This is a genomic window from Halomonas sp. SpR1 (assembly GCF_031010175.1).
Taxonomy (GTDB): domain Bacteria; phylum Pseudomonadota; class Gammaproteobacteria; order Pseudomonadales; family Halomonadaceae; genus Vreelandella.
On the sequence record NZ_JAUAMB010000003.1, the window covers coordinates 18,860 to 43,762 of the forward strand.

General features: G+C 52.0%; 25 protein-coding genes, 1 tRNA gene and 1 pseudogene. 16 read left to right on the forward strand and 11 right to left on the reverse strand.

Annotated elements, in window-relative coordinates; genetic code table 11:
- Position 1: 1 nt before the first annotated feature.
- The 6 genes from QT231_RS03225 to QT231_RS03250 all read right to left on the reverse strand — a co-directional run bounded on the left by QT231_RS03225 (position 2) and on the right by QT231_RS03250 (position 6,136).
- Complete coding sequence (locus tag QT231_RS03225) at positions 2–745, reverse strand: hypothetical protein (protein ID WP_308335493.1); 744 nt, start codon at positions 743–745, stop codon at positions 2–4.
- 72 nt (positions 746–817) lie between these two features.
- Positions 818–1,558: a 3-oxoacyl-ACP reductase family protein gene (locus tag QT231_RS03230; RefSeq protein WP_308335494.1), complete on the reverse strand. Its 741-nt coding sequence runs from the start codon at positions 1,556–1,558 to the stop codon at positions 818–820.
- A 62-nt stretch (positions 1,559–1,620) separates the two neighbouring features.
- Entirely contained in the window at positions 1,621–2,409 is a 789-nt protein-coding gene (locus QT231_RS03235) for an SDR family NAD(P)-dependent oxidoreductase (RefSeq protein WP_308335495.1), read from the reverse strand.
- The gene (locus QT231_RS03240; RefSeq protein ID WP_308335496.1) at positions 2,406–3,764 is read right to left on the reverse strand and encodes an MFS transporter; all 1,359 of its coding nucleotides are present in this window, start codon (positions 3,762–3,764) and stop codon (positions 2,406–2,408) included. The genes QT231_RS03235 and QT231_RS03240 overlap by 4 nt, the downstream gene beginning before the upstream one ends.
- Positions 3,765–3,819: 55 nt before the next feature.
- The gene (locus QT231_RS03245; protein ID WP_308335497.1) at positions 3,820–4,692 is read right to left on the reverse strand and encodes a polysaccharide deacetylase; all 873 of its coding nucleotides are present in this window, start codon (positions 4,690–4,692) and stop codon (positions 3,820–3,822) included.
- Between the two features lie 412 nt (positions 4,693–5,104).
- Positions 5,105–6,136, reverse strand: coding sequence for a GntR family transcriptional regulator (locus QT231_RS03250; RefSeq protein ID WP_308335498.1), 1,032 nt, complete (start codon positions 6,134–6,136; stop codon positions 5,105–5,107).
- A gap of 411 nt (positions 6,137–6,547) precedes the next feature.
- On the opposite strand from QT231_RS03250, the gene QT231_RS03255 reads away from it, so the two are divergent.
- Genes QT231_RS03255 through QT231_RS03275 form a run of 5 tightly spaced genes read left to right on the forward strand, consistent with a single transcriptional unit; the run spans position 6,548 to position 12,127 of the window.
- Positions 6,548–8,065: an NCS1 family transporter gene (locus QT231_RS03255; RefSeq protein ID WP_308335499.1), complete on the forward strand. Its 1,518-nt coding sequence runs from the start codon at positions 6,548–6,550 to the stop codon at positions 8,063–8,065.
- 54 nt (positions 8,066–8,119) lie between these two features.
- Positions 8,120–9,484 (forward strand): amidase family protein, encoded by a 1,365-nt coding sequence (locus QT231_RS03260; RefSeq protein WP_308335500.1) that lies wholly within the window; start codon positions 8,120–8,122, stop codon positions 9,482–9,484.
- Positions 9,485–9,523: 39 nt separating this feature from the next.
- Complete coding sequence (locus QT231_RS03265; RefSeq protein ID WP_308335501.1) at positions 9,524–9,826, forward strand: hypothetical protein; 303 nt, start codon at positions 9,524–9,526, stop codon at positions 9,824–9,826.
- Positions 9,827–9,867: 41 nt separating this feature from the next.
- Positions 9,868–10,911: a GTP-binding protein gene (locus QT231_RS03270; protein ID WP_308335502.1), complete on the forward strand. Its 1,044-nt coding sequence runs from the start codon at positions 9,868–9,870 to the stop codon at positions 10,909–10,911.
- Positions 10,904–12,127: an extracellular solute-binding protein gene (locus QT231_RS03275; RefSeq protein ID WP_308335503.1), complete on the forward strand. Its 1,224-nt coding sequence runs from the start codon at positions 10,904–10,906 to the stop codon at positions 12,125–12,127. The genes QT231_RS03270 and QT231_RS03275 overlap by 8 nt, the downstream gene beginning before the upstream one ends.
- A 223-nt stretch (positions 12,128–12,350) precedes the next feature.
- Here the strand turns inward: QT231_RS03275 and QT231_RS03280 are convergent.
- The 3 genes and pseudogenes from QT231_RS03280 to QT231_RS03290 all read right to left on the reverse strand — a co-directional run.
- Positions 12,351–12,628, reverse strand: a pseudogene (locus QT231_RS03280) (transposase); the annotation flags it as partial.
- 90 nt (positions 12,629–12,718) lie between these two features.
- The gene (locus QT231_RS03285) at positions 12,719–13,153 is read right to left on the reverse strand and encodes a transcriptional regulator (RefSeq protein WP_308335504.1); all 435 of its coding nucleotides are present in this window, start codon (positions 13,151–13,153) and stop codon (positions 12,719–12,721) included.
- Between the two features lie 4 nt (positions 13,154–13,157).
- On the reverse strand, positions 13,158–13,445 hold the full coding sequence (locus tag QT231_RS03290) for a type II toxin-antitoxin system HigB family toxin (protein ID WP_308335505.1): 288 nt from the start codon (positions 13,443–13,445) through the stop codon (positions 13,158–13,160).
- Between the two features lie 92 nt (positions 13,446–13,537).
- Between QT231_RS03290 and QT231_RS03295 the strand changes: the two genes are divergently transcribed.
- The 6 genes from QT231_RS03295 to QT231_RS03320 all read left to right on the forward strand — a co-directional run bounded on the left by QT231_RS03295 (position 13,538) and on the right by QT231_RS03320 (position 17,874).
- The gene (locus QT231_RS03295; RefSeq protein ID WP_308335506.1) at positions 13,538–13,852 is read left to right on the forward strand and encodes a hypothetical protein; all 315 of its coding nucleotides are present in this window, start codon (positions 13,538–13,540) and stop codon (positions 13,850–13,852) included.
- Positions 13,853–13,892: 40 nt separating this feature from the next.
- Positions 13,893–14,156: a hypothetical protein gene (locus QT231_RS03300; protein ID WP_308335507.1), complete on the forward strand. Its 264-nt coding sequence runs from the start codon at positions 13,893–13,895 to the stop codon at positions 14,154–14,156.
- A 574-nt stretch (positions 14,157–14,730) separates the two neighbouring features.
- On the forward strand, positions 14,731–15,219 hold the full coding sequence (locus QT231_RS03305) for a hypothetical protein (RefSeq protein ID WP_308335508.1): 489 nt from the start codon (positions 14,731–14,733) through the stop codon (positions 15,217–15,219).
- An 82-nt stretch (positions 15,220–15,301) separates the two neighbouring features.
- Positions 15,302–15,949, forward strand: coding sequence for a pentapeptide repeat-containing protein (locus tag QT231_RS03310; protein WP_308335509.1), 648 nt, complete (start codon positions 15,302–15,304; stop codon positions 15,947–15,949).
- A 345-nt stretch (positions 15,950–16,294) separates the two neighbouring features.
- Entirely contained in the window at positions 16,295–16,627 is a 333-nt protein-coding gene (locus tag QT231_RS03315; protein WP_308335510.1) for a hypothetical protein, read from the forward strand.
- A gap of 41 nt (positions 16,628–16,668) precedes the next feature.
- Positions 16,669–17,874 (forward strand): DUF4365 domain-containing protein, encoded by a 1,206-nt coding sequence (locus QT231_RS03320; protein ID WP_308335511.1) that lies wholly within the window; start codon positions 16,669–16,671, stop codon positions 17,872–17,874.
- Positions 17,875–18,031: 157 nt separating this feature from the next.
- Here the strand turns inward: QT231_RS03320 and QT231_RS03325 are convergent.
- Positions 18,032–18,108: transfer RNA gene (locus QT231_RS03325), tRNA-Arg, on the reverse strand.
- 143 nt (positions 18,109–18,251) lie between these two features.
- Between QT231_RS03325 and QT231_RS03330 the strand changes: the two genes are divergently transcribed.
- Together QT231_RS03330 and QT231_RS03335 are read left to right on the forward strand one after the other, a co-directional pair.
- A complete protein-coding gene (locus tag QT231_RS03330; protein ID WP_308335512.1) occupies positions 18,252–19,247 on the forward strand; it encodes a TRAP transporter substrate-binding protein in 996 nt (331 codons plus the stop codon).
- Positions 19,248–19,273: 26 nt separating this feature from the next.
- Positions 19,274–20,239 carry a LysR family transcriptional regulator gene (locus tag QT231_RS03335; protein ID WP_308335513.1) on the forward strand — a complete coding sequence of 322 codons (966 nt, stop codon included), beginning with the start codon at positions 19,274–19,276 and terminating at the stop codon, positions 20,237–20,239.
- A 14-nt stretch (positions 20,240–20,253) separates the two neighbouring features.
- On the opposite strand, the gene QT231_RS03340 is transcribed toward QT231_RS03335, so the two are convergent.
- On the reverse strand, positions 20,254–21,645 hold the full coding sequence (locus QT231_RS03340) for an FAD-binding oxidoreductase (protein WP_308335514.1): 1,392 nt from the start codon (positions 21,643–21,645) through the stop codon (positions 20,254–20,256).
- 290 nt (positions 21,646–21,935) lie between these two features.
- Here QT231_RS03340 and QT231_RS03345 point away from each other — a divergent pair, with 290 nt between their 5' ends.
- From QT231_RS03345 to QT231_RS03355, 3 genes are read left to right on the forward strand one after another with little or no spacing between them, the layout of a single operon-like run.
- Complete coding sequence (locus QT231_RS03345) at positions 21,936–22,973, forward strand: TRAP transporter substrate-binding protein (protein WP_308335515.1); 1,038 nt, start codon at positions 21,936–21,938, stop codon at positions 22,971–22,973.
- Positions 22,974–23,498 (forward strand): TRAP transporter small permease, encoded by a 525-nt coding sequence (locus QT231_RS03350; RefSeq protein ID WP_308335516.1) that lies wholly within the window; start codon positions 22,974–22,976, stop codon positions 23,496–23,498.
- Positions 23,495–24,757: a TRAP transporter large permease gene (locus QT231_RS03355; RefSeq protein ID WP_308335517.1), complete on the forward strand. Its 1,263-nt coding sequence runs from the start codon at positions 23,495–23,497 to the stop codon at positions 24,755–24,757. Before QT231_RS03350 ends, QT231_RS03355 begins: the two co-directional genes overlap by 4 nt.
- The last annotated feature ends 146 nt before the right edge of the window (positions 24,758–24,903 follow it).

Sequence of the window (24,903 nt, forward strand, 5' to 3'; positions counted from 1 at the left end):
CTCAGGACTTATAAACAGCTCTCCGACTATCCTCCAGCCTACTGAAACCCCATAGAAAAGTGCTAACGAAAAGCGATAAAAACAATGAAAGCCAAAATGCAAAACCGGAAGGCAATAATTCTATACTGACACTTAACACAGCACAAAACGCTACCAAGCTGAGCATTCCAAGCTGAGTATTGGCTAACGTAACCCGCGCTACTTCAACCCCATACCGCTGATGAAGCGTCAGCGCAATGGTTAACATGCCGATGGGGAAACTCAGCACAATACCCGAGATAGCAGGATCGACATTCACCAATAGAATTGTCGCTAAACAGACAACACCTCCCGCTAACACACCACGAACGAGCAAGTCTCCCCAACGTACGGGCGCCGAAACGGTTTTGGAAGAAAGTCCGATGGAATTAATGTAAACCCGCGAAAACAGTAACGTTACGCCAAAAAGCGCCAAGGCTAGGAGAACGCCTCCTGGCAGTTGATCCGCTATTGCTGAGGCCAGGATCCAAATAAATGCAGAGCAAGCAACACTCGCAAAAGCCCCCAATCGTTTAGCAAGCAGCACGTAGCTAAGACAGAATATCAACGTCGCTAACATAGCATGCAAAGAGCCCAGTGCCGCATCAGCGACGAATGAGTCGGATTGCTCGCGAATCATGAAAAAGTAGCCAGGGCCCAGCACTATTGGCGTACCTGCCAAAACACCGCCAACCTTAGGGCCCAGACGAACAGCTGCCAGTGACACGCAGACCACCACTAACGTGGTGGAAAACCACTTTACAAAAATAAGGCTTAGCATAAGTCTATTGTCAGCCCGCTACATGACGTCGCCACTGTTAGGCCCAAGCGTTTGCCCAAGGTAAAGATCGCCATCGGGGGAGGCAGCGAGCATAAGCGCCGTGGGCGCCACTTCTTCTGCTGTTCCAAACCGACCGAGAGGAAGTTCGGCTTCCTTATTGGCCACCCACTCTTTACTAAGCCCTTCTAACATCGGCGTTAGAATAGGGCCTGGGGCGATGGCGTTGGTAAGAATCCCATAGGGTGCTAACTCTCTCGCCATCGATTTAGTTAGCCCCAATAGCCCCGCCTTCGCTGAGCAGTAGTGTGATAAACCCACGCCTCCCTTGAGTGCTAGCTGAGAGGAGATATTGATGATCCGACCGCTTTTTTGTTTAACCATTTCCGCAGCAACATAGCGCCCAACCAGGAAAGCGCCGCGCAAGTTAATACTGATCATTCGATCGAACGTCTCAGCAGACATTTCCAAGAAAGGCGTTTCATCGAGAATGCCCGCGCAATTGACCAGCACATCGATAGCCTGGTGATGATTGATCACCTCGCCCACCATCAGCTGAACTGAAGACTCATCAGCGACATCGACACCATGGTGAGTTGCACTGTTTCCAAGTAATACGGCTATTTCTTCGCATGCGTCACGATTGCGATCAGCCAAGGCAACGGTAGCCCCTTCGGCATAAAAACACTCCGCAATAGCCCGGCCGATGCCGCTAGCGCCACCCACGACAAGGGCAACTTTTCCCTGAAGTTTTTTAGTCATAAGGATCACTCAGCTTATTTAATAGAGAAGCGAGGAGTGCTCCTCGCTTCATAGGCAGACGATTAGCTCGGCCAACGAACAGTCAAGCCGCCATCGACCACTAGTTGCTGGCCTGTTACGTAGGCTGCATCGTCACTGCTCAGAAAACGTGCCGTACGGGCAGCTTCATCGGCATACCCCACACGCCCCAAGGGGATTGATTTACTGGCTGCCGCTAACCCGTCAGGCCCCAGCGAATTAACCGGATCCAACGACTGAGGCGTCTCGATCAGCCCGGGAATCAGGGTGTTAACACGAATACCGCGAGGGGCAAGTTCAACCGCCAGAGACTTTACTAAGCCTACTAAGCCACTTTTGGCTGCCGCATAATGGGCGTGGTTATCCCATCCATACACGCCCCCTGCGATAGAGGAAATTGCCACCATAGCGCCCCCTTCATGCATCAACTTGGAAGCGCTACGGAAGACTCTCATTACCCCCGTCAAGTCTACGGATAGCATGTCGTCCCATGCTTGATCGGTAAGCTCGCCTAGTGGTGCCTGGCGAAGAATGCCTGCCCCGGCAACAACGATATGCAGGGCGCCAAAGGTGTCGATGGCCGTCTGCGCAAAGTGATCGCATTGATTAGCGTCTCTCACATCTAATGCAACCGCCACACACTCGCCGCCAATGGCTTTTACAGCGAAAACCGTTTCCTCTACATCGTGGGGATCGTTCGGGTAGTAGCCTGCCACTACCTTCACGCCTGCCTTGGCATAGCTGACGGCAAGGGCTTGACCAATGCCACTAGCGGCACCTGAAATGATAGCCACCTTGCCTGCCAAGCCATCGTCGCGGGTTAATACGCTCATGCTACGGCCTCCTCAATAGGGTCATTTTCAAGATGATCCACATGGCGCGTACCGAACATCAGCAAGCCACTGAGAACTAAAGGCAAAGAGCCCGCTAAAATCGCTGCCCAAATCATACTGACGCCAATCGTCAGCAGTATGGACACCAAGCCTGAACCGATAATCGCGCCTACCGGGGCCATTACGTGAGCCACGTTAGTCCCCGTGCCGCGAACGTGCGCGGGGAAAGACTCGCCCATATAGAACAGGATTGCGGCAAAAGGGCCTAGCAGGAAAAACAGCGTGACGGCGTACATCATGTAGATAAAGCTGTCATTGGCCGGGCCAAGCAACATAACGATGCTGGCCAAACCGCCCAGCAGGAACCCAACTAAAACGGTGTTGCGGCGACCCACACGATCCCCCATCCAGCCATGGCTCAGGTAGCCTACAAAACCCACTGCGTTAGCCAGAATCAACACGTAAAGAGAGTTTTCAAAACTAACCCCTTTCGCTTCAACTAATACTGTAGTGCCCAGCACCGCAAAGACTTGAATGGCCATCCAGCTGAATAGCCAGACCAACGATAGCGAGATGGTATGACGGCGCAATTCTGGTGAAAAAACGCCCTTTAGGCCCTGATTATTTCCAGTGTCGACCTCAATATCTTGCTCAGCAGCCAACTTTGCGGCGCCTGCTGCGTCTCCAGCCTTACGACGACGTTCTACTTCTTTAATAGCCGCAAACACTGGAGATTCAGGCAACTTAACCGCCATAACGATAACAATAATCGAGGCACAAGCAGCTACAAAGAAACTGCCGCGCCAGCCCACTACGGGCAATAACAGTGAGGTCATACCTGCCGCGAGTAGAGCACCCACGGGCCAGCCACTCTGTACCAGGCTGTACATGAAGCCACGCCCCTTGGCCTTCTTATAGATCTCATTGAGATAAACGGCGTTTACCACCTCTTCTGAAACCGCAAAGCCAGAGAAGGCACGAATAATAACCATCGAAGCCGCTCCCATGGCGACACCCGATAGCCCAGAACTCACTGCCCCACCGATCACCAGTAAAATCAGCGTTTTCTTGCGCCCATAACGATCAAGCATGAAGCCGACTACCAGCGAAACCAAAAATACGCCTATCGTTGCAAAAGTATTGATGGCAGTGGCTTTAGCCGCACTCCAACCAAAGTCCTCAGCAATGACAGGCAGCAGAGTTCCAAACAGGGTGTAGTCGTAGACCGACGCCACCCAGGCAATGAAACAAACCAGCGAGGCGTAGCCGATCTGTTTTTTGGTGATGACAGCATTCCAGGGTTCGTCAGTGTGCTGACTTGCCTCGGAAGTTGTATTTGAATTTGGCTCAGCCATCGACGTCACCCTCTTTTCAATTATCGTTTTGTATTATTCGTAATGCCTATCGGCATCAGCTGCGCTTAGCGAAGTCATCAGCAATCTCATCGAAGGTACAGAAGCGCACACCCTCGTGGCTCTGCATATGTTCAATCAGACGCTCAAGCATCATCAGCACTTGAGGGCGGCCCGAAACATCAGGGTGAATGGTCATGGTAAACACCGCGTAGTCGTTCTCGCGGTAGACCCAATCAAACTGGTCTTGCCACATTTCACCCAAATGACGAGGGCTAACAAAGCCATGGCTGTTGGGGGACTTTTTGATGAACATCATTGGCGGGAGGTCATCGAGATACCAGTTGGCAGGAATCTCGATCAAATCGGTTTCTTTGCCGCGAACCAGCGGCTTCATCCACTCTTTTGCTGGCTTGGAGTAATCGATCTTGGTCCAAGAATCGCCAACGCGTACGTAGTAGGGGTGGAAATCATTGTGCATTAAGCTGTGGTCATACTTGATGCCACGCTCAAGTAAAAGCTCATTGGTGACCGGACTGAACTCCCACCACGGGGCCACATAGCCTGTCGGCCGCTTGCCGGATAGCTTGGTGACCAGCTCGATGTTGTAGTCGAGCACGTCCCGCTCTTGCTCTCGCGTCATAGCGATCGGGTTTTCATGGCTATAGCCATGAACACCAACCTCGTGACCGGCATCAACGACGGCTTTCATCTGCTCCGGAAAGGTCTCAATGCTGTGGCCGGGAATGAACCAGGTCGTCTTCAGGTTGTAGCGCTCAAAGAGTTTAAGCAGGCGCGGTGCCCCCACCTCACCCGCAAACAAACCGCGGGAAATATCGTCAGGCGAATCCTCACCACCGTACGACCCCAGCCAGCCAGCGACGGCATCAACGTCAACACCAAATGCGCAGAGAATCTCTTTTTTAGCCATTTTGAACACCTCGTTATTGGTACTTGGATATGGTGTGCTTGCAGCAGGCGAATGATCACTATCACCAAACGCCATAAATTGAAGACTGGACACAAAGGTCATTTGTGTCAACAACACATTCTCGACTGCTAAAAAAGCCCAACACATCACTTATAGCTGCACCAAAAAAGCAAAAATGCGCTAAAAAACCCGAAAATAGGGCCATTTACTCGATAAATTCATAAATTTAGCTCACAAAAATCCAGGCCGCTTGGTGCAGCACATCTTCGAACAAGAGATGGAAAATAATTAAATGCCCCAAAAATGGGCATCATTTTGACCAATGAATCCAATCTTCGTTTTATAAGATGGCGTCAACCACTCAGCACTGCCCTATACGCAACAGGACAGCAGGGTGCTGGAAGAGAGGGACTCAAGTAATTTTGAGCAGGTAAGGCGGGAGGTCTGGCTCGGGAAAAACGGACAATACCTTTAACCGGCGCCGGGTACGCTCGGCAGCCGCCTGGAGATGTGCTTGCAAACTTGAAGCGGCAGCATCGAAAGCACCAAACAAGAGATGGTCAAGCACCAGCTGGTGCTCTCTCAAAAGGGGTTCGTTCGGGGGAACTCCGACCGTCTGAAAAAACATGCGGTTTACGATGACCGGCAGTTGGCTCTGAGCAATCATCTCGCAAGCTTTGCGGTTTCGGTAGTAACGCAGGCACCGCTGATGCAAATCTTGCTCAAGGCGTGTAATCGACTCAGCACTCTGCTGCTCAGGATGATCAATCAAACGCTGAATGCTTGCTTTCATAGCCTCTAATTCAGCTTTATCCAGCAGAGGCCCTGACGCCCTAAGCGCCGCCGGTTCAAGCAGCGCACGAATTTCGAAATCTTCAGCTACTGCCTGGGCGGTCAGGGGGCCCGCCAGCCAGTGGGAGTAATTATCTTTTTCCACCAGCCTTTGGTTACGAAGGCGTCCCAGCACTTGCCGGGCAACGGTACGACTGACGCCATAATAGTCGCTAAGCGCCGTCTCAACGATGCGAAAGTGACCAAAGGCTAAGCAGGTGGCAACCGCCTCCTCCACCTCGGCATATATACGATCAGAGATCGGGCGGGCATCAATCTGGGACTTATAGTCAGAGGCGAGACCCAGCATTTCCGGCGTCAGCGTCTGACGCTCCGGCGTGACCGTTTCGGCCTCAGACGTTGCCAAAAAACCACGCCCCTCAAAGCGACTAATCACCCCCTCTTGATGCAACAGCTCAAGTGCCTTGCGCACTGGCCCGCGACTGGTTCCATACATTCTCGCCAGCGGCCCCTCAAGCAGTACCAAGCTGGGCGGCACACGCTGAGACTGAATGGCATCACGTAACGATTCTTGAATCTTGGCATAGCGTGGAGCTTGCCCTTCTTGAACGCTGTTAGCACTATCGTCAATGGTCAGAACCACATCCTCCACAAACTTATCCTTCCCTAGTTATTACCAAGACTAGTTATTACCAAGACTAGTTATTACCACGACTAGCTATTACCAAGACTAGCTATTACCAAGCCTGCTTACCTATCGCCATCTAAGCAACGGTACCTTCAAATTGTTATATCCTAACACTTCTTACCCTGGCTTTTGAGCCGAGCAAAAGCGACAACAGCCTACGCACCATCCCCGAATGCCACTCATCAAGATTCTGCTTAATTTTTTTCTATTCAAAAACAAAATATTAGATTATCTCAGGTCAGTTTGCGCCACAGAATTATAGTGCGTCCCCTTGCTAACTAATGATTTTTGTATCCATACTACATTTTATAAATTATAAAATGAGCACGCCATTGTCACCAAAACTGACTACCAACAATTCAGGGGAACAATGCAATGGGATCTACAAAAGATATCAACGAACCAGCAACGTCGGCTGGATCAAATAGCCACCAGAACTTGCTGGAAGCCTCCATATTGCCGGTCTGGCTAAATCAGCGAACGATTGGTTTCTTTGGTTTTATATGGTTATGGATCGGCATGGCCGTCATCATTGCCACCTTCCAGCTCGGCGCTGGGGGTGTTGCTGGCCTACCACTGATTCAGGTCGTGGCCATCATCTTCTTCGCCAACCTTGTGCTTGGCGTAGTCATGAGTCTAACGGCGGATATCGGTACCGAACACGGCCTTTCCTTTGCCGTCTATTTACGTGCTCCCTTCGGGCTCAAGGGCACGCATCTTCCTGCTGTCTCCCGCGGGGTGGTCGCCGCCATTTGGTTCGGCGTACAAACTTACCTTGGCGCCCTGGCGCTTAACGGCATTGTCGAATACCTGTGGGGGTTTGATAACTGGATAGTGTGGTATGTGCTTTTCGCGGTCGTGCAAATCGTTAACACCGCGCTTGGCATTCGCGCCGTAGAATTACTGGCCTCTATCGCCGCCCCCTGCATCGTCGCCATTTCCGTATGGATGTACTTCACGCTTAACGTGTTAGCCGAAACCAACGGTACCAATATCTGGACGTTTGTTGGCGATCAAAACGTCGTGCCTTTGGGGCTATTCTTCGCCAACATGGCGTTTTGGTCAGCGCTAGCGGTGGATATTCCCAACTTGACCCGCTTCCTACGCACGCCGGGAGGAGAACGCAGCTTCTTCGCCCGCAATCGCAACGTCTTCGTCGCACAGTTTCTGGCCTTACCGGCGACCCAGGCCTGGATTGCTCTGATTGGTGGCGTATCGTTTATCGCGGCAGGAGACTGGAACCCCGTCACCGTTATTCAAGGCCAGGGTGGCGGCTTAACCATGGTGGCGCTACTGGTCATGGTGATACTGGCTCAGTGGTCAACCAATAATGCCGCCAACCTGATTCCGGCCGCCCTTACCTTCGTCAATGCCGGGGCACCGCGTATTAGCTACCCTGTCGCCTTGGTTATCGCCGGTATTATCGGCACCGCTTCCATGCCTTGGCTGATTCTGAACAATTTGTTCACCTTCCTTAGCTACTATGGCGCGGTACTCTCCGCTGTCGGCGGCATTATGGTCGCGGATTACTACATTTTGCGGCACCGTCGCCTTAATGTGCCCGCACTGTTTGATCCCGCAGGACAGTTCCGCTTTTTCAACGGCTTCAATCCCGCTGGCATTATCGCCTGGCTGGTGGGTGGAGCCATGGCACTTATATTCCTACAGTACGCCTATGCCGTTGGCTTCATTACCGCGTTGGTGGTGTACGTGGTACTGATGAAAACCTGGATCCTGCGTAGCTACCCTCAAGAAGAGCTAGAGAGCAATTTTGATGACCGTTTTCTAGCGACATCAGTAGGCATGAATTGGGTCTACACCGAGCAGAAACGCTTCGAGCGCCTGACGGTCAACGATATCCCGGCCTCTGCGCTTAAGCGTGAAGATCGCTAAGCTGGCAATAACCATCGCTACAGCGCCAGTCAGACAACTCGGGGGATTTTTATAATGACCTATTACCCAAGCACTGCCCTTTCCATCGGCGAAGCCATCAAACATGGCAAGCTCGACCCTGTCACTCTCACGCGTCAATGCCTGGCGGCGGCTAAAGACAGCGACTCAGTGTTTATATCGCTCACTCCGGAACGCGCCATGTTCGAGGCCGAGGCCGCTGCACAGCGACAAGCGCACGGTGCTTTGCTAGGGCCACTCGATGGTGTCCCGATCGCCTGGAAGGATCTGTTCGATGTCTCAGGGAGCGTGACAACGGCTGGCAGTCGAGTACTCGCAGATAAGCCCGCCAAATACGATGCCACGGCGGTTCGCCATGCAACAGCGGCTGGCATGGTATGCCTGGGCAAGACCAACCTGACTGAACTGGCCTACTCAGGCCTGGGGCTAAACCCGCACTATGGCACGCCTCACCACACGCCAGGAGCGGGAGAGCCCAGGGTGCCCGGTGGCTCAAGCTCTGGCTCAGGAGTGGCCGTCGCCAAAGGCATCGTGCCTGCAGCGATAGGCACCGATACGGCGGGCTCGCTGCGTGTGCCCGCCGCCTTTAATGGCTTGACCTCCTATCGCCCATCCCAGGCACGTCATAGTCGACAAGGCGTCACTCCCCTGGCCCATAGCCTGGACACCATTGGTGTCATCGCGACCTCTCTACAAGACTGCTTGGCCATCGACGATGTAATGCGAGGAGAAGAGGTCACAACGCGGGAGGCTGCTGACCCCGAGCGCACGGTCATCGTGCTGGATACCTCTTACCTTGACGATGAGCGTATCGAAGAAGCCGTGCGTCAAAACCTGGAGCGCAGTGCCGAGCAGCTTGTTAATGCAGGCTTTCACCTGGTCAGACGCAAGCTTGCCAGCGTGAGCGACACCCTGAACCTTATTCAACAGCACGGCTGGCTGGGCGCAGCAGAAGCTTACACCGAGTACCGTCAGCTGTTGGAAAGTGACGCGGCAGAGGCGATGGATCCCAGAGTTCGGCAGCGACTGTTGAGTGCCCAGAAGATGGCACCGGACAGCATAGTGACGCTTTATCGCCAGCGCCGGGCACTTCAAACGCAGCTTCGCCAGGAACTCGCCGGGGCAACGCTACTCTCCCCCACCGTTGCTCACGCTGCACCGCTCCTTGCACCTTTGGAAGATGACCCGGAACGCTTTGCTGAAGTGAATCTCGCCACGCTGCGGCTAAGCATGGTGGCAAGCCTGCTTGATGCCCCGGCTGTCGCACTGCCTAGCGGTGTTGACGAGAGCCAGCAGCACACCAGTATCCAGCTAACGGCACCTTGCGGAGAGGACGAGGCACTTATGCGCGTAGCCCTTGCCGCCAGCGATCACTTGGGCCTCTCGACTGAACACCAATAGGCCCGTTGCCAACCTGAATTAACTGTTAAAGGAGCGGTTATGTGCGGATTATGCGGCGTATTCGGCGGTGAAAACCACTGGAGTACTCACATTGAAGACCCAGAGCAGGCTCACTACGAACGCCGCCGCGCCAGAGCCTACCGGGCAGAACTGATCAACCGCGTACTTAAGCCGCATCGCCTTATGCTTGAGGATTTTCAGGCCTCCAGCTTTGTGATTGCCAGCGCAACAGGCAAACGCGAGATTGTCCAGGATCTAGGCGGCATCTGGCGCCAAGCCGAACTGATGACCGGGCGCGACATCGACCCGTTGGATGAAAATTTTCTGGCATCGTTAAACTAATGCTTAGATGTTTCTAGCTTGCCCCAGAGAGGAACCGATCAATGAACGACCCGACGCCGCTGCTACCGGTTCACGTGATATCCGGCTTTCTGGGCAGTGGCAAAACCACCTTGCTCAAATCGGTACTGGCCAGTGAAGACTTCGGCGACAGCGCTGTGCTGATCAACGAATTCGGGGACGTGGGCCTGGACAACCGCCTGCTGGGTGAAATCGCCGAAGATGCCGTGCTACTCTCCAGTGGCTGTGTCTGCTGCACCATCCGTGGCGAACTGTCTGATGCGTTAAGACGCCTGATGTCACAGCGCCAGGACGGCAAAATTCCGCCTTTCAAGCGCATCATCCTGGAAACCACTGGCCTGGCCGACCCCGGGCCCATCGCCTCAACGATCACCGCAGACCCTGTGCTGCGACACCATCTGCGCCCAGGCACAAACCTCACCCTGGTCGATGCCCTCAACGCCACCGCCAGCCGCAAGCTCCAGCCGGTGTGGAAATCCCAGATTGCCGTCGCCGACAAACTCGTCATCAGCAAGGTCGACCTGGTCGATCAAGCCCAGCTTAATGAGGTTCAGAGCCTGATTGACACCATCAACCCGGCAGCGCAGCAATTGGGCCAGGAAGCCTTACAACAGGCCAGCGACGAGCTCTTTGGTAGCGGCCCTCACATTGACCACTACAGCTACTCAGAGGTAAAAACATGGCTTGGGCCCTGGCGTAAGCCGCCAGCACCTGACGCGGTTTCTCACCTTGGCGATGTTCAGTCATTTCGCCTCTGCTTTGATGGCGAAGTGGACTGGACGTGCTTTGGCATTTGGCTCTCGATGTTGCTCAATCGCCATGGCAGTCAAATCATGCGAGTTAAAGGCGTGTTACATGTCAAAGATGATACCCGCCCGGTGATCATCCACGGTGTTCAGCACACCATTCATCCACCGGAGCACGTAAGCGACTGGCCTAACAACGACCGCATATCGGAGCTGATTTTCATCACCCATGGCATCACCGCTAAGCGCGTGACAGACTCGCTGGAGACCTTCATGAAGGCCGTTAGCAACCACCCAAGCCCCAGGATATTCCATGCATGAAGCTGCATCCCCCAAACCGCTAACCATGCCCTATGTGCAGCGAGGCCCAGTCACCCTAAGGGTACTCGGCACCTCGGTAACACTGCTTGAAAGCATTCGCAAGCGTGCTCGGGAAGACTTGGGCCTTCGACTCACCTTTGAGGTGCTCGATGGCGTTGCCGCGCAGCAAGCGGGGGTGCTAACTCCTGACAGCTTCGATATCTATGACCAATGGTTTCACAACGTGGACTTTGTGTGGCCCGCTAATGCGATTCAACCCATTCAGGTGGATCGCATTAAACACTGGGATATGATCAATGATCTTCCCAAGATAGGAAGGCTGACGCCCCACGCGCCTCTCGGAGCAGGCAGTAACCCGGTCAACCTCCTCTATGTCCAACCCGATGGCAGTTACGGTTCTCGCCCAAGTGGGCATATCACCATGCTCCCTGTTAGCCACAATGTGGACAGCTTCGGTTATCGCACCGACATGCTCCCCAAAGGGCTGGATATCAACCAAGAGAGCTGGAGCTGGTTGTTGGACAAGCGCTGGAAGGGCATGGTCAGCCTGCAAAATGACAGCGCCATCGGCGCCATTGACGCCGCGCTGGCAGCCAAAGCAGCAGGGCTGGTCGAGTTCGAAGACCTGGGTAATCTCAGCCTGGCAGAGATCGACAGCCTGATTGATTGCCTTATCAATCTTAAGCGTCAGCAACACTTTCGCGCCTTCTGGAGCAACCAGGATCAAGCCTCTTCCGATATGGTACGCGGCCGGGTCGGCATCGAAAGCCTGTGGTCGCCCGCCATGACGGATCTCAAAAAACGCAACATCAAGGTACGCATGGCGGCCCCCACAGAGGGCTACCGCGCCTGGTACGGCGGCATGTCAATCTCACGGCATGTGAAGGGGCGCACGCTAGATGCGGCCTATGACTACCTTAACTGGTGGATTTCCGGATGGCCCGGTTCCGTTATGGCCCGCCAAGGCTATTACATTTCCACCCCAGAACTAACCCGCCCTCACCTTTCCGCTGCGGAGTGGGACTTTTGGTATGGCGGCAAACCTGCCGCCAAGAGCCTTCCAGGCCCCGATGGCACCGCTGATATGATTCACCGAGGCGAAATCCGCGACGGCGGAGACTACCAGACAAGAATGAGCCGCATCGCGGTGTGGAATACCGTCATGGATGAGCATAACTATTTGGTCAGGCGCTGGAATGATTTTATGTCGGCTTAAAGTGCAAGCTTCGTACTGGCAGCTAACCGCGTGATGACTAAAAGCACATGCCTCCGCCTCTTGGCTTTCACGAGCTTAAGCGGGGGTGCTTGTTTGCTCCCCAGCCCGCCTCTAATCAGGGCTGCGCCTACTAAACATCCGCCAACGCAGGAAAATATTACGAGTCCACTTCAGCAAGCAAAGAAGAAGCGTTTAAAAGAAAAGCTGACGTGCCTCAGCCTACATGGCGGCTGTCGCTGCGGTCTCTGGTACGCAGATAGCTCACCAGCAGATGACGTCCACAGCAGACATACAGCGGGAAATAGCAGTGGTGATCGTAATAGCGATTAAAGAACTTGCCAGGTTGGTCACCGTGCACGGGAATATCGGTGCCATCGACTTCCAGCACGATTTCCTTCAGTGGTTCGTTATGCTGTTCAATGCAGTGATGCCACAGTAACTCATGGGCACCATCGCTTGCCGATCGGCATTCTGCTCTATCCGGCACAGCGTCGACTTGCCTTATTCCAAATGAATGACGACTAACGCCGCCGCGGGTAAAAACGGGCCCAGCCCTTCGGGTTGCACCACAACGCGGTTCGCGATGAAACGTCAACAGACCCTAATATCCCTGAGTGTTTTACGCTGTTTGAAAACATCCGTTGGAATGCCAAAGCGGTCAGAAAGCCCACAAATTTGGCGCCAGTTAAGCTTACGTTTGCCTGACAAAATGGACGAAACAACAGACTGAGCGCCGATTTCCGGCAAATCATTTTGGGTAATGCCATGTTCTTCCATAAGATAACGAAGCACATCAGTATCCCCCGCGACAGGCATGGGGCGTACACGCTCATCATATGCCTCAAGAAGATCACCAAGGCGCGCCGCAAGGCTGGCTAAATAATGATTTTCATCATCGCCAACCAAATTTAGAATTTCATCAAGCGCTTCTACTTTCTCGTCATACTCATCCTCTGATTCTGGCGCAGAGAGAAGAGGTGCAATGTACTGCCAGTGAGTAGCGGCTTGATCAAGAACGGCATTCATATCTTCACTCCTTCCACTTACCCTTGTCATATTCAGGATGATCGAGAATATGGCGGATAAAAACGCGCTTAGCGCGATAGTGCACAGTTGCTATCAGTCGAATCTTATTGCCACCAATGTCAAAAACATGGTGGCTTCCTACCTTATCCGTTGCCGGAAAAATTTCTTTCATCTCAGCAAAGCTCTGGGGCTCGCTACCCTTCATGATGCGAAACCATGCATCTAAGGCAGTGGCCGACTGCGGCCATTTCTCCTTTGCTTCCCAAATACGTTTTTGTGTGACCACATGCATATGTAACCCCTTTCACTGGCTACACTATAATAGCAGTTTGCTATATATAGCAAACTGCTATTATAACTTTCTTAACAATCAAGCTGAACTTCGTGTGGCCCGCTAATGCGATTCAACCCATTCAGGTGGATCGCATCACGCACTGGGACATGATAAATGATCTGCCCAAGACAGGTAGGCTAACGCCCCACGCGCCCCTGGGAGCAGGCAGTAACCCGGTCGACCTGCTCTACGTCCAACCCGATGGCTGTTACGGCTCTCGCCCAAGCGGGCATATCACCATGCTCCCGGTTAGCCACAACGTGGACAGCTTCGGTTATCGCATGGACATGCTCCCCAAAGGGCTGGATATCAACCAAGAGAGCTGGAGCTGGTTGTTGGACAGGCACCCTAGATGCGGCCTATGACTACCTCAACTGGTGGATTTCTGGATGGCCCGGCGCCGTCATGACCCGCCAGGGCTATTACATTTCCACCCCAGAACTGACCCGCCCTCACCTATCCGCCGCGGAGTGGGACTTTTGGTATGGCGGCCAACCTGCCGCCAAAAACCTTCCAGGCCCCGATGGCACTTCTGATCTGATTCATCGAGGCGAAATCCGCGACGGCGGAGACTACCAGACAAGAATGAGCCGCATCGCGGTGTGGAATACTGTTATGGATGAGCATAACTATTTGGTAAGGCGCTGGAACGATTTTATGTCGGCTTAAGGCTTGTGCTTGAACTAACATTTCGCCTCTTCTCATCCGCCGCCCTCGCATTGGCAGCTAGCAGTGTGATGACCAAACACATGCCCCCCTCTTGGCTTCCACAAGCTTATGCGAGGGGTCGTTTTTGCTCAGCATTTTGTCTCTGCCCACCTGATCCCACCCAGTCAAGACTGCATCGGCGACACACCTGCCAATGCTGAAAAATGTTACGAGTCCTCATCAGAAGGCCAAGCAGAAGCGTTGAAAAGAAAAACTTACGGCCTCAGCCCATTTCAGCCGCTTGTGCTAGGCTAATTTCAGTAGAGAATTGAGGAAGCACCCGAAAGCTAAAAAAGCTGCGCGCAGCTAGGTAGCATGAAACTGAAAACGAATCTAAGCGGATATCCGCCAAAACCGTATACTCATAGGTATCTTTATCTTAAAATGCGCGGTTTTCTGGTAATATTTTTTAATATGAGTGCTCATATTTCTGGGTAAATATCCTATAAATGCTAGCTAGATGGTTAGAGTGGTGGTCGCCAGGAAAAACTCGCATGCGCACTAATAAACTGTTAGCACTATGTGGAGAAATTAAGTGGATCTAGATAATTTCGGCTATAGCATTCTGGCTTCGGTAATCGCCGGTATAATCATTGCCGTTGCAGCGAAATTTAGTTTGCAGCAGTGGAAAAAGATAGGGGTAAGCCTGTCCGGACTTCTAGCAATTATAGCCATTGCGACGCCAATGGTGTTTATGGGGATAACTGCAACGAAGCAAATTCAAGAAAAAATAGAAGTAGGAAAGGCTCAGGATGTTCTCGATACCTATTTAAAAGGACATTATCCTGTCGACCTAAAAGAAGGGTATAACCTTGAGGTTTTAGAGGTTAAAAATAGAATGTTCATCGCCTTTATATATCCTGAAAACCAAGGGTATCCTAGCTATCACCCTTGGAGTAATGAAGGGTTCTCTTTAAAGATTCAGGAGCATTTAAACAATCATGGTTATCCTGGTCGCCCAATGTGGAGCTACCAAATGAAAACCTACTCTAGCGAAGAAATACTGGAATTCAGCAGTGAATAATGTGCTTACAAACGCATCAATTTGGACGTTCGAAAACTCGCATCTATTAGGCGAACGTTAGAAGAGTAAGCAGTCGGAGAGCATGATGCTTCCAAAAGGGAAAAATAATCTATCTCGTTTATCTGTATTCTACCGCAAGACTAAAACGAGAAATATTCGAAATAAATTTTACTCAAAAGCACAATGCTTTCGTGCTGATTTCTCTAAATCATCATTTATTGATGTCAATTTTAAAGGTGCAATTTTGACTAGTTGCAACTTTAAAGGCGCTACTTTTACGCAAGTAGAATTTTTAGGCACGAACCTTAAAAAATCGAACTTCACTGATGCCACATTTAAGTATTGCATATTTTCTAGAGCACTGATAAAAAACAGCAATTTCAGAAACTGCACCTTTGAAAACTGTATTTTTGTAAGCACAAATATTACTGTTGCTAAAAATATTGTGGTTAGTGAGAGCAACAGAATTTTTAAGCGGCAACCATCCCCTGAGGTCTCTCAAGAAACATTAACGCTGCTAGATGATTTAAGATTTAATCCAAAGGTACAAAATAGCCGAGTTTTACACCTGAAGGGTGGAAAAATAAACGCTATTACGTTAAATAGCCTTATTGAACGCCTTGGAGAAAAAAGGCTCAAACGTGGCTTGCTTGCGCTCAATGGGACTTTGCCTTATCGAATTATAACCGCAAATAGGCTATGCAATGCAATTGACAGGGCAGCTCGTTAATGATAACTTTTTATTGTCCCGCCCCATTCAATCGAGAGATTGAAAAGCTCAGGAGATCAATGGGGACTCGATTCAATAGCTGGCATTCGAGAGGGGGTGACTATGATAGGAAATACTTGCACAATCTTTGGTTTTATTAGCTTAATCATTGCAAACTGCTTAGATTTTTTTATTTTAGGTAATCACTCTCGATTGTTTGGGGTATTTGCTAACCCTTAACTCTCTCCAGCTATTTATGTGCCCTTAAAATCCTTTTAACAATACCATCAAATACGCTTCCTGTAGTCTCCGGGCGCTCGTTCCTTGCGCCATTATATTGCAGCCGTTAAATTTCAAGGTGTAATTATGGATGAAACAACATGGATGGTTACTGAAGAACCTCTAGGTGTACGTGTCAATTTTGATCTTAGATCTGAAGAAAATTGCTTTATTGAACTGTTTTTTACTAAAAAGGATATTGAGCAATTAATGCATATGGATACTTTTGGTAAGTATTTTCTAGAATTGGATGGGATAAGTGGGAATGTATCAAGAACTCGCGGTGATATTAATAGAAATACATTAGCTTTCACTTACCTTAATGGCGGAACCGGATACGGCTCTGTTCATTATAATCATGGAAAACTTAAAAATATCATGGCGTGTGCAATTGAAAAAATATGGAAGCTAGAAAAATAAATTTAACGATGCGTCATACAGCTCCTATATAAAGGTAAGACATGAGCGTGAAAGATGAAATAACTGAAAGAGTTGGAGTCCATAAATTTGCTCTTACAATTTTACAGGATTTCAATTGGCTTGAAAGAGAGCAACCCATATCTGATCATGGGATTGATTTTCAAATTGAAATTGTCGATGATGGTCATCCAACTGGTATGTTATATGCCGTACAACTCAAATCAGGTAGAAGTTACTTCAACAAATCAACAAAAGATGCAATAGTATTCAGAGGGCAAAAAAAGCATTTATCCTATTGGACAGATTATTCCTTGCCAGTCATTTTAGTTTTGTACAATCCCGAAGAGGATAATCTTTATTGGGCTTTTGTCAATAAAGCAAACACCTTAGAAACAGCTAATGCTTGGAAAATTGAAATTCCTAAGTCAAACATCTTGACAAGGGAGAGCAAACAAGAAATTGAAAAATATTATATTAACACAAATGACTTTACTCTTCTGAAAACTGAAGACACATCACATGCTTTAAGCAGAAGAATTAGTGTGAAATTACTTCTCAAGAAAAACATTTCAAACTATGTAATCAAAAACACGATTCCCCATTTCATCGAAAAATTGAAAAACTCCGATTATTTTCGAAATGAAATTGTTTATGAAAGCCATAAAAATAAATTAGCCGATTCAATATGGGTCTACACATATAAAACCCTTGAACAATTCCATCGCGGACTTCCTCACTGTATCGCCGTTTGGAATGATCCAGAATCAGAAAGTCCTACGAAGTTGTCAAATCATGATGAATGCATTGATAACAGCATTCAGATAAAATGGGGAAATGATATAATACCGGATGCGCTCACTGAAAACTGCGAGATGTCAAAGGGGCAGTATCTTAAAATAATTGACAAATTTCTAATTGAAGCAAGAAATGAAATTCAAAGAATCGAAGAGTTATTTTTAAAACATAGAGAGATAAGCATTGAAGCCATGAAAGTTGAAATCATTAGGAATGATGAATATTTTAACAACCTTCTTCCGATAGATTATATAAATTCTTATCCGCCTAACGAGTGTAGCGATCTTGATCAAGAGATTCAAAATATCAGAGCATCAATTGATAATATTTACATTGTCATAAAAGATAAAAAAAGAGACTGCAACAATATAACTAAATGTATAGGAATGTATTTAAAAATATGCAAAGAGAATCTTGAAGCTAGCAAATATGAAAGAAGGAAAGTTATATAACAATGCAAATTAACATGGACTGCCAAAAGCCGTACCTTTCTGCATCTTTTAGCAGCCGGTTACTTGCGTCACTATATTAGAAGCGCGTTAAATTCTATTTTAGATCGATAACAGCCAAAAAAAAGCCCACGATTTCTCGTAGGCCCTTTTTACAATTTGGCGCGCCCGGCAGGATTTGAACCTGCGACCCTCGGCTTCGGAGGCCGATACTCTATCCAACTGAGCTACGGGCGCTTGTGGGTGCGTATCGTAACCGTGCAGGCGCGCTGTGTCCAGCCGTATGGGGCTTGAGCCCTTTAGTCAATTGACCGTTTTCCCTGGTGTGGTGCATGCTTTGGGAGCACTTCTGCACCTTAGTCCATTGGGAACACAATAATATGAAAACATTTGCACGTAGCACGCTGGCACTGGGCGTCTCACTGGCGCTGGTGAGCGCCGCGAACGCGGCTGATTTTGCGGATATGGATCCCGTTACTCTGCGCCTGGCCCACGTGGTCAATGAGCAGGATGGCTTCCACATCGCCGCCACCAAGTTTGAAGAGCTGGTGGAAGAACGTACCGACGGCAAGGTGGATATCGAGATCTACCCTAATGCCACGCTAGGTGACGAACGCACGCTGCTGGAAGGCATGCAGATCGGCACTGTAGATATGGGCGTGATCACCAACGGCCCGGTGGCCAACTTTGTCGAAGAGATGGCGGTATTTGAACTGCCGTTCCTGTTCCCCTCCCCGGAAGCCGCTTACGCAGTGCTCGATGGCCCGATTGGCCAGGAACTGCTCGATAAGCTATCCGAGGTGAACCTGAAAGGCATGGCTTACGCCGAGCGCGGTTTCCGCAACCTGACCAACAGCGAGCGGGCGGTGAACTCGCCGGAAGACCTGGACGGCCTGCGTATCCGCGTGATGGAGAACCCGGTTTACACCGATACCTTCCGCGAGTTGGGCGCCAACGCGATCCCCATGGCGTGGACAGAAGCGCTCACCGCCATGCAGCAGGGCACCATCGACGGTCAGGAAAACCCGGTGAACGTGATCCACTCGTTCAACCTGGATGAAACCCAGAACTACATGACCCTTTCCCGCCATACCTACGCCCCGGCGATTTTTGTGATGGGCATGCCCGCCTGGAACCAACTACCAGAAAACGCCCAGGAAGTATTGCTAGCGGCAGCCCAGGAAGCGGCCGAGCATGAGCGTCAGGTGAACGCCGAGATGGAGAGCGAACAGCTGCAAGCGCTGCGCGATGCGGGCATGGAGATCAACGACACACCGGATATGGAAGCCTTCCAGGCGGCTGTTGCGCCGGTGTATGAGAAGTACGGCGAGCAGTTTGGTGATTACCTGCCGCGCATTCAGGAGGCGCTCAAGTAAATCGCCTGCTACAAGAGAATCGCCTGATGGCTGACACCACCCATATGAAGCTGGCGAACAGACTCAATAAGATAAATCTCAATTTACTATTGGTCTTTCACACGCTTTATTGGAAACGGAGTTTGACGCTGACCGCAGAGGCGCTCTGCCTGACGCAACCGGCGGTCAGCCACTCGCTGAAAAAGCTGCGCCTGTTAATGGACGACCCGCTGTTCATCAAGACGCTGGACGGCATGCAGCCCACCCCGCTTGCCCGGCAGATGGATGCCGCGGTGGCCAAAGGGCTGTTCTATCTCGACCAGGCGGTTCACAGCAACAGCGAGTTTTCTCCCGCCACATCGAAGCGGGAGTTCCGTGTCAGCCTAGTGGACTATGTCAGCCAGCAGCTGCAACCCAAGCTTATCCAGCACTGTTTGGAACACGCCCCCGATGTGTGCTTCAACATGCTCTCCACGCGCATCGCCAGTGCGGAAGGCGCCCAGCACGTCCTGCAAGAGCACGATATTGACCTTGCAGTGGTGCAGCTCGAAACATTGCCGCTCACCTCGCACCACGAGTACTTGTTTGACGATGTGATTGGCTGTGTGGGCGATGCCACCTTCCATGGCGAGGGCAGCGCCATCACCCTTGAGGCGTTTTTAAACACCCCGCAGGTGGCTTTATCCCATCGCGAGGACAGCCCGCTGCTCATCAATGAAAAACTGCGGGAGCTGGGGCTGGAGCGCAAAATCGTCGCCAAGACGCCCTACATCAACCCGCTGCAGGAAATATTGGTATCGACAACGCTGCTCTGCGTGGTCACAGAGAGCGCGGCCAGGGTCATTTGCCGCAACAATAGCCTGAAGTTCTACGCCCTGCCCCTGGACGTCCCAGCGTTCAAAGTCTGCCTGTGCTGGGATGAAAGGAAGGATCACGATTCGGGCATCCACTGGTTGCGGCAACTCACCAGGGAGCTGATAACACCAGCCCCCTCCGCCCTGGGCGACCGATAGTCAAACCGCCAAACTCACTCCACCGCCACGATTTTGCCGCGGTTCAACAGCAGCTTGGGATCCAAGGCGATTTTCATGCGCTTCATTAACGCGATCTCTTCGCTGGAGCGGGAAATACTCAGGTAGTCGCGCTTTTCGAGCCCGATGCCGTGTTCGGCAGAGATCGAGCCGCCGTACTCTTGTAGGGGGGAGTAAACCAACTGCTCGACCTGGCGGCGGCTTTGCGGGCTGTCGTCGCGCACCGTGATCATAATGTGCAGGTTGCCATCGCCGAGATGGCCGAACACGATCATTTTACCTGTTTGGGGAAACTGCGCCTTGAGGCTTTGCTCCAGGGTATCGACGTAGGCGTCCATATGCGGAATCGGCAGGCTGATATCATAGGAGAACATCGGCTTTAGCTCTTTCACCAGCACTTCGATATCTTCCCGAATCGCCCAAATGCTTTGGCGCTGGGCACCGGAATTGGCTAGCACAGCGTCGGTGACCAAGCCGTCTTCCATGGCCTGTTGCAGTATCTCGGTGAAGTGCTCCGCATCCTGGATGTCATCCAGGCCCAGGGTTTCGATGATGGCGTAGAAAGGCGAGTCGTCGGCCATCGGGGGCGCGTGCTTGCCGCTCTCGGTGGTCACCAGCTTGTAGTGGCTATTCCACAGCGCCTCGAAGGCGCTAAGGCTGTTGGCGAGCTGTTGGGAAACCCTGCGCAACAGCTGGGTCAAGGCATCGAAGGAGGGCACCGCGACCAGAGCGGTTTGCTCGCTGGGCATATGCGGCTGCAGCCGCAGCACGGCGCGGGTGACGATGCCCAGGGTGCCTTCGCTACCGATAAATAGCTGCTTGAGGTCGTAGCCCGCGTTGTTCTTGAGCATTTTGTTGAGCGAGCTGACCACGGTGCCGTCGCTGAGCACGGCTTCCAGCCCCAGCACTTGCTGGCGCATCATGCCGTAGCGGATGACCCGAATTCCCCCCGCGTTGGTGGCGATATTACCGCCGATGGTGCACGAACCCCGGGCGCCGAGATCGAGGGGGAACTGCATATCGACCTCCGCCGCGGCTTCCTGTACCCGCTGGAGTGTCACCCCGGCCTGAACCTGAATCGTAGAGCCAACCAGGTCGACCTCTTCGATCTGGTTCATCAGCTCCAGAGAAACGACCAGCTCTTCAGGGCTGGCTTCACCGCCGTGCACGATGCCGGTCATGCCGCCATGGGTCACCACCAGTTGGTCGGCCTGGTAGCACAGGGCCATCACTTTGCTGAGCTGTTCGGTGTTGCGGGGCCTGACAATGGCCTTGGCACGACAGGGCGCCCCGGTAAACCAGTCGACGCTACGCTGGGAGACATCGTCACCGAGCAACACGTTTTCTGGGCCGACTACCGCCACTAGGTCGTTGAGCAACTTATCCATTGGTTATTCCTGTTTTAGCTGGCGTTGCCATGGTTATTGGTTAGTAAGAACATGGTTAGCAAGACTCACCACCGGCCAAGCCTTACCATCGCTTTCCAAGGCAGTTAATCAATCGTCAATGCTTGCAGGCTATCGCTAACCCTTAAATCACTCAAGCCCAAGATCTATAAAGATTTTTTGGATTATTATCGCGAATAGTGGAATAAAAATAAGTAATTTGCCCTGTTAGTTCGATGTGGTATAGATGAAGCCCACCAAGATAATAAGAACAGCCACCACTAGGAGATAATGTGAAACATCGCGCCCGTTTTACCGCTCATGCCGCATCCTGTTATACAAGTAAATTCAAACAGTTAAACCTAACCTTGCTATGCGCTGGCCTGCTGGGTTTACCGCTAATGGCCCAGGCAGAGGAAATTACCCCTATTAACCTGCGCTTAGCGACCGTGGTAAATACAGAAGATACTTACCATATTGCCGCCGAGCGCTTTCAGCAGTTGGTCAGCGAACAGACCGACGGCTCGGTCTCGGTAGAGATATTTCCCAATGCTTCCTTAGGTGACGAGCGCACCCTTCTGGAAGGGATGCAGATCGGTACCGTCGATATGGGCGTAATCACCAACGGGCCGGTGGCCAACTTTGTTGATGAGTTCTCGGTATTTGAGCTGCCGTTCCTGTTTCCAAGCGCTGAATCCGCTTACGCCGTGCTGGATGGCGAGATCGGCCAGGAAATACTGGCCAAGTTAGAGAATGTGAACCTTAAGGGGCTGGCCTTTGCTGAGCGCGGCTTTCGCAATATCACCAATAGCCAAAAGGCGATCAATGCGCCCGAAGATCTCGAAGGCCTGACACTGCGGGTTATCGAGAACGAGGTCTACGTGGATACGTTCCGCGAGCTCGGCGCCAATGCCGTGCCCATGGCCTGGACAGAAGCGCTGACCGCGCTGCAACAGGGCACGATTGATGGCCAGGAGAACCCGGTTAACGCCATTCATGCCTTTAACCTGGCGGAAACCCAGGACTACCTCACCATGACGCGGCATATCTACGCGCCAGCGATTTTCATTATGAGCCTACCCGCCTGGAACGGCCTGCAAGAGGAGGTTCAGGAGATCGTGCTTAACGCCGCCAGCGAAGCCTCTGCCTATGCCAGGGAACAGAACGCCATTATGGAAGCCGAGCAGTTAGCCGAATTGGCCGAGGCGGGCATGGAAATCAATCAGTCGCCGGATATCGCCGCCTTCCAGGAAGCCGTTGCCCCGGTGTATGAAAAGTACGGTGATCAGTTCGGCGATTACCTGCAACGCATCCAGGAGGAAGTGAAGTAAGTGCCCACTCACACGCATCCACTGGTAACCTTGCTACAGCGTACTGAACGTTTTCTGGACGCCATTCTACAGCCCGTGGTGTTTGCGGGCATGGCGGCGCTGATCGGGGTGATTACCCTGCAGATTGTCTCGCGGGTGCTGTTCACCGCGGTGGGCTGGACGGAAGAAGTCGCCCGCTTTCTGCTGGTGTGGATCACCTTTTTAGCGGGCACCCTGGCGTTTCAGCGCGGGCGGCACATTGCCGTAACCTTTGTGGTCGACGCCCTGCCCGGCCGCCTGCGCCAAATAGCGCGGATTGCCGCCCTGCTGATTGTGCTGGCGTTTATGATCGCGCTGATTGTGATCGGCTACCGCTATATGCAGGTGCAGAGCTTTCAGAAATCCGCTTCGCTGCGGCTGTCGATGACCTACGTCTACGCGGTGATGCCGATCTGCGCGGCGATGATGGCCTGGTATGCGCTGGTCGATATCATTGAGCTGCTGATTAACGGCGAAACCTCCCAACCCCAGGAGGAGTCGCTATGACGCTGCTGCTGTTTGGGCTGTTCTTCCTGTTTATGCTGCTGGGCGTGCCGATCGCCTTTGCGATTGGCGCCAGCACGCTCTACGCGCTATATCAGTCCGGCGTGCCGCTGATGGTGGTCACCCAGCAGATGTTCCAGGGCATTAACTCCTTTGCCTTGGTGGCGATCCCGATGTTTATCCTCGCCGGGGATTTAATGGCCCAGGGCAAGGTAAGCGAAAAGCTGGTCAGCTTTGCCGATTCTCTGGTCGGCTTTATGCGCGGCGGGCTTTCGGTGGTCTCGGTGATGGCAGGCATGTTCTTTGCGGCGATTTCCGGCTCAGGCGCGGCAACGACCGCGGCGGTGGGGTCAAGCCTGGTACCGGAGCTGAAGCGCAAAGGCTACGACCCGGCCTCGGCAGCCAGTTTAATTGCCGCCAGCGGCACCATTGGGGTAGTGATCCCGCCCTCGGTGCCGATGATCATCTACGCAGTCATCGCCCAGCAATCGGTCTCCAAGCTGTTTCTCAATGGCTTTTTGCCGGGGCTGGCGATGGGATTGGGGTTAATGGCCATCGCCATTGCTCAAGCCTATAAGCGTCAGTATCCCAAAGGTACGCCGCTGTCGCTTGCGACCATCTGGACGACCTTTAAAGACGCCAGCTGGGGCTTGATGACGCCGGTGATTATCCTCGGCGGTATTTTTTCAGGCATCTTCACGCCTTCAGAGGCGGCGGTGGTGGCGGTGAACTACGCCATGCTGGTGTCGCTGTTTGTCTATCGTGACCTGAACCTGCCCCAGATTTACAAGCTACTGATCCGTTCGGCGATGACCACCGCGGTGATTATGCTGGTGATTGCCATGTCGGCGGTACTGAGCTGGACGCTATCGAGTTGGCAGGTGCCGGGGGCGATTGCCCAGGCGGTGCTGTCGCTCTCCACCAACCCTTACGTGATTATGCTGCTGATCGTAGGGATTATTCTGCTCACCGGGGTGTTTATCGAAACCGCCAGTGCGCTGATTATTCTTACCCCGGTGCTGCTGCCGCTGGTGCTGCAGCTGGGAATTGACCCGATTCATTTTGGTTTGATTATCGTGGTGGGGCTTTCGATTGGCATGATAACGCCGCCGGTGGCGATTAACCTCTACGTGGCGTCTTCTATTACGCAACTGCCGCTGGAGCGAATTACCCGGGCGATCATCCCTTACCTGCTTGGGCTGATCGGGGTGCTGCTATTGGTGGTTTATGTGCCGATTTGGATGGGCTGGTCGGGGGGTTAAACCAACGCCCCCCCACGTAGGCTTTCCGGATTGTCGTAACCGCTACCGAGCACGCGTTAGGCGAGAAGCTCACGGTATCCAGTCAGTGTGAAAGCACTGGGATTTATTAAGCGCCCTTCGGCCTCCACCCGGCCGTCGTCGTGGAA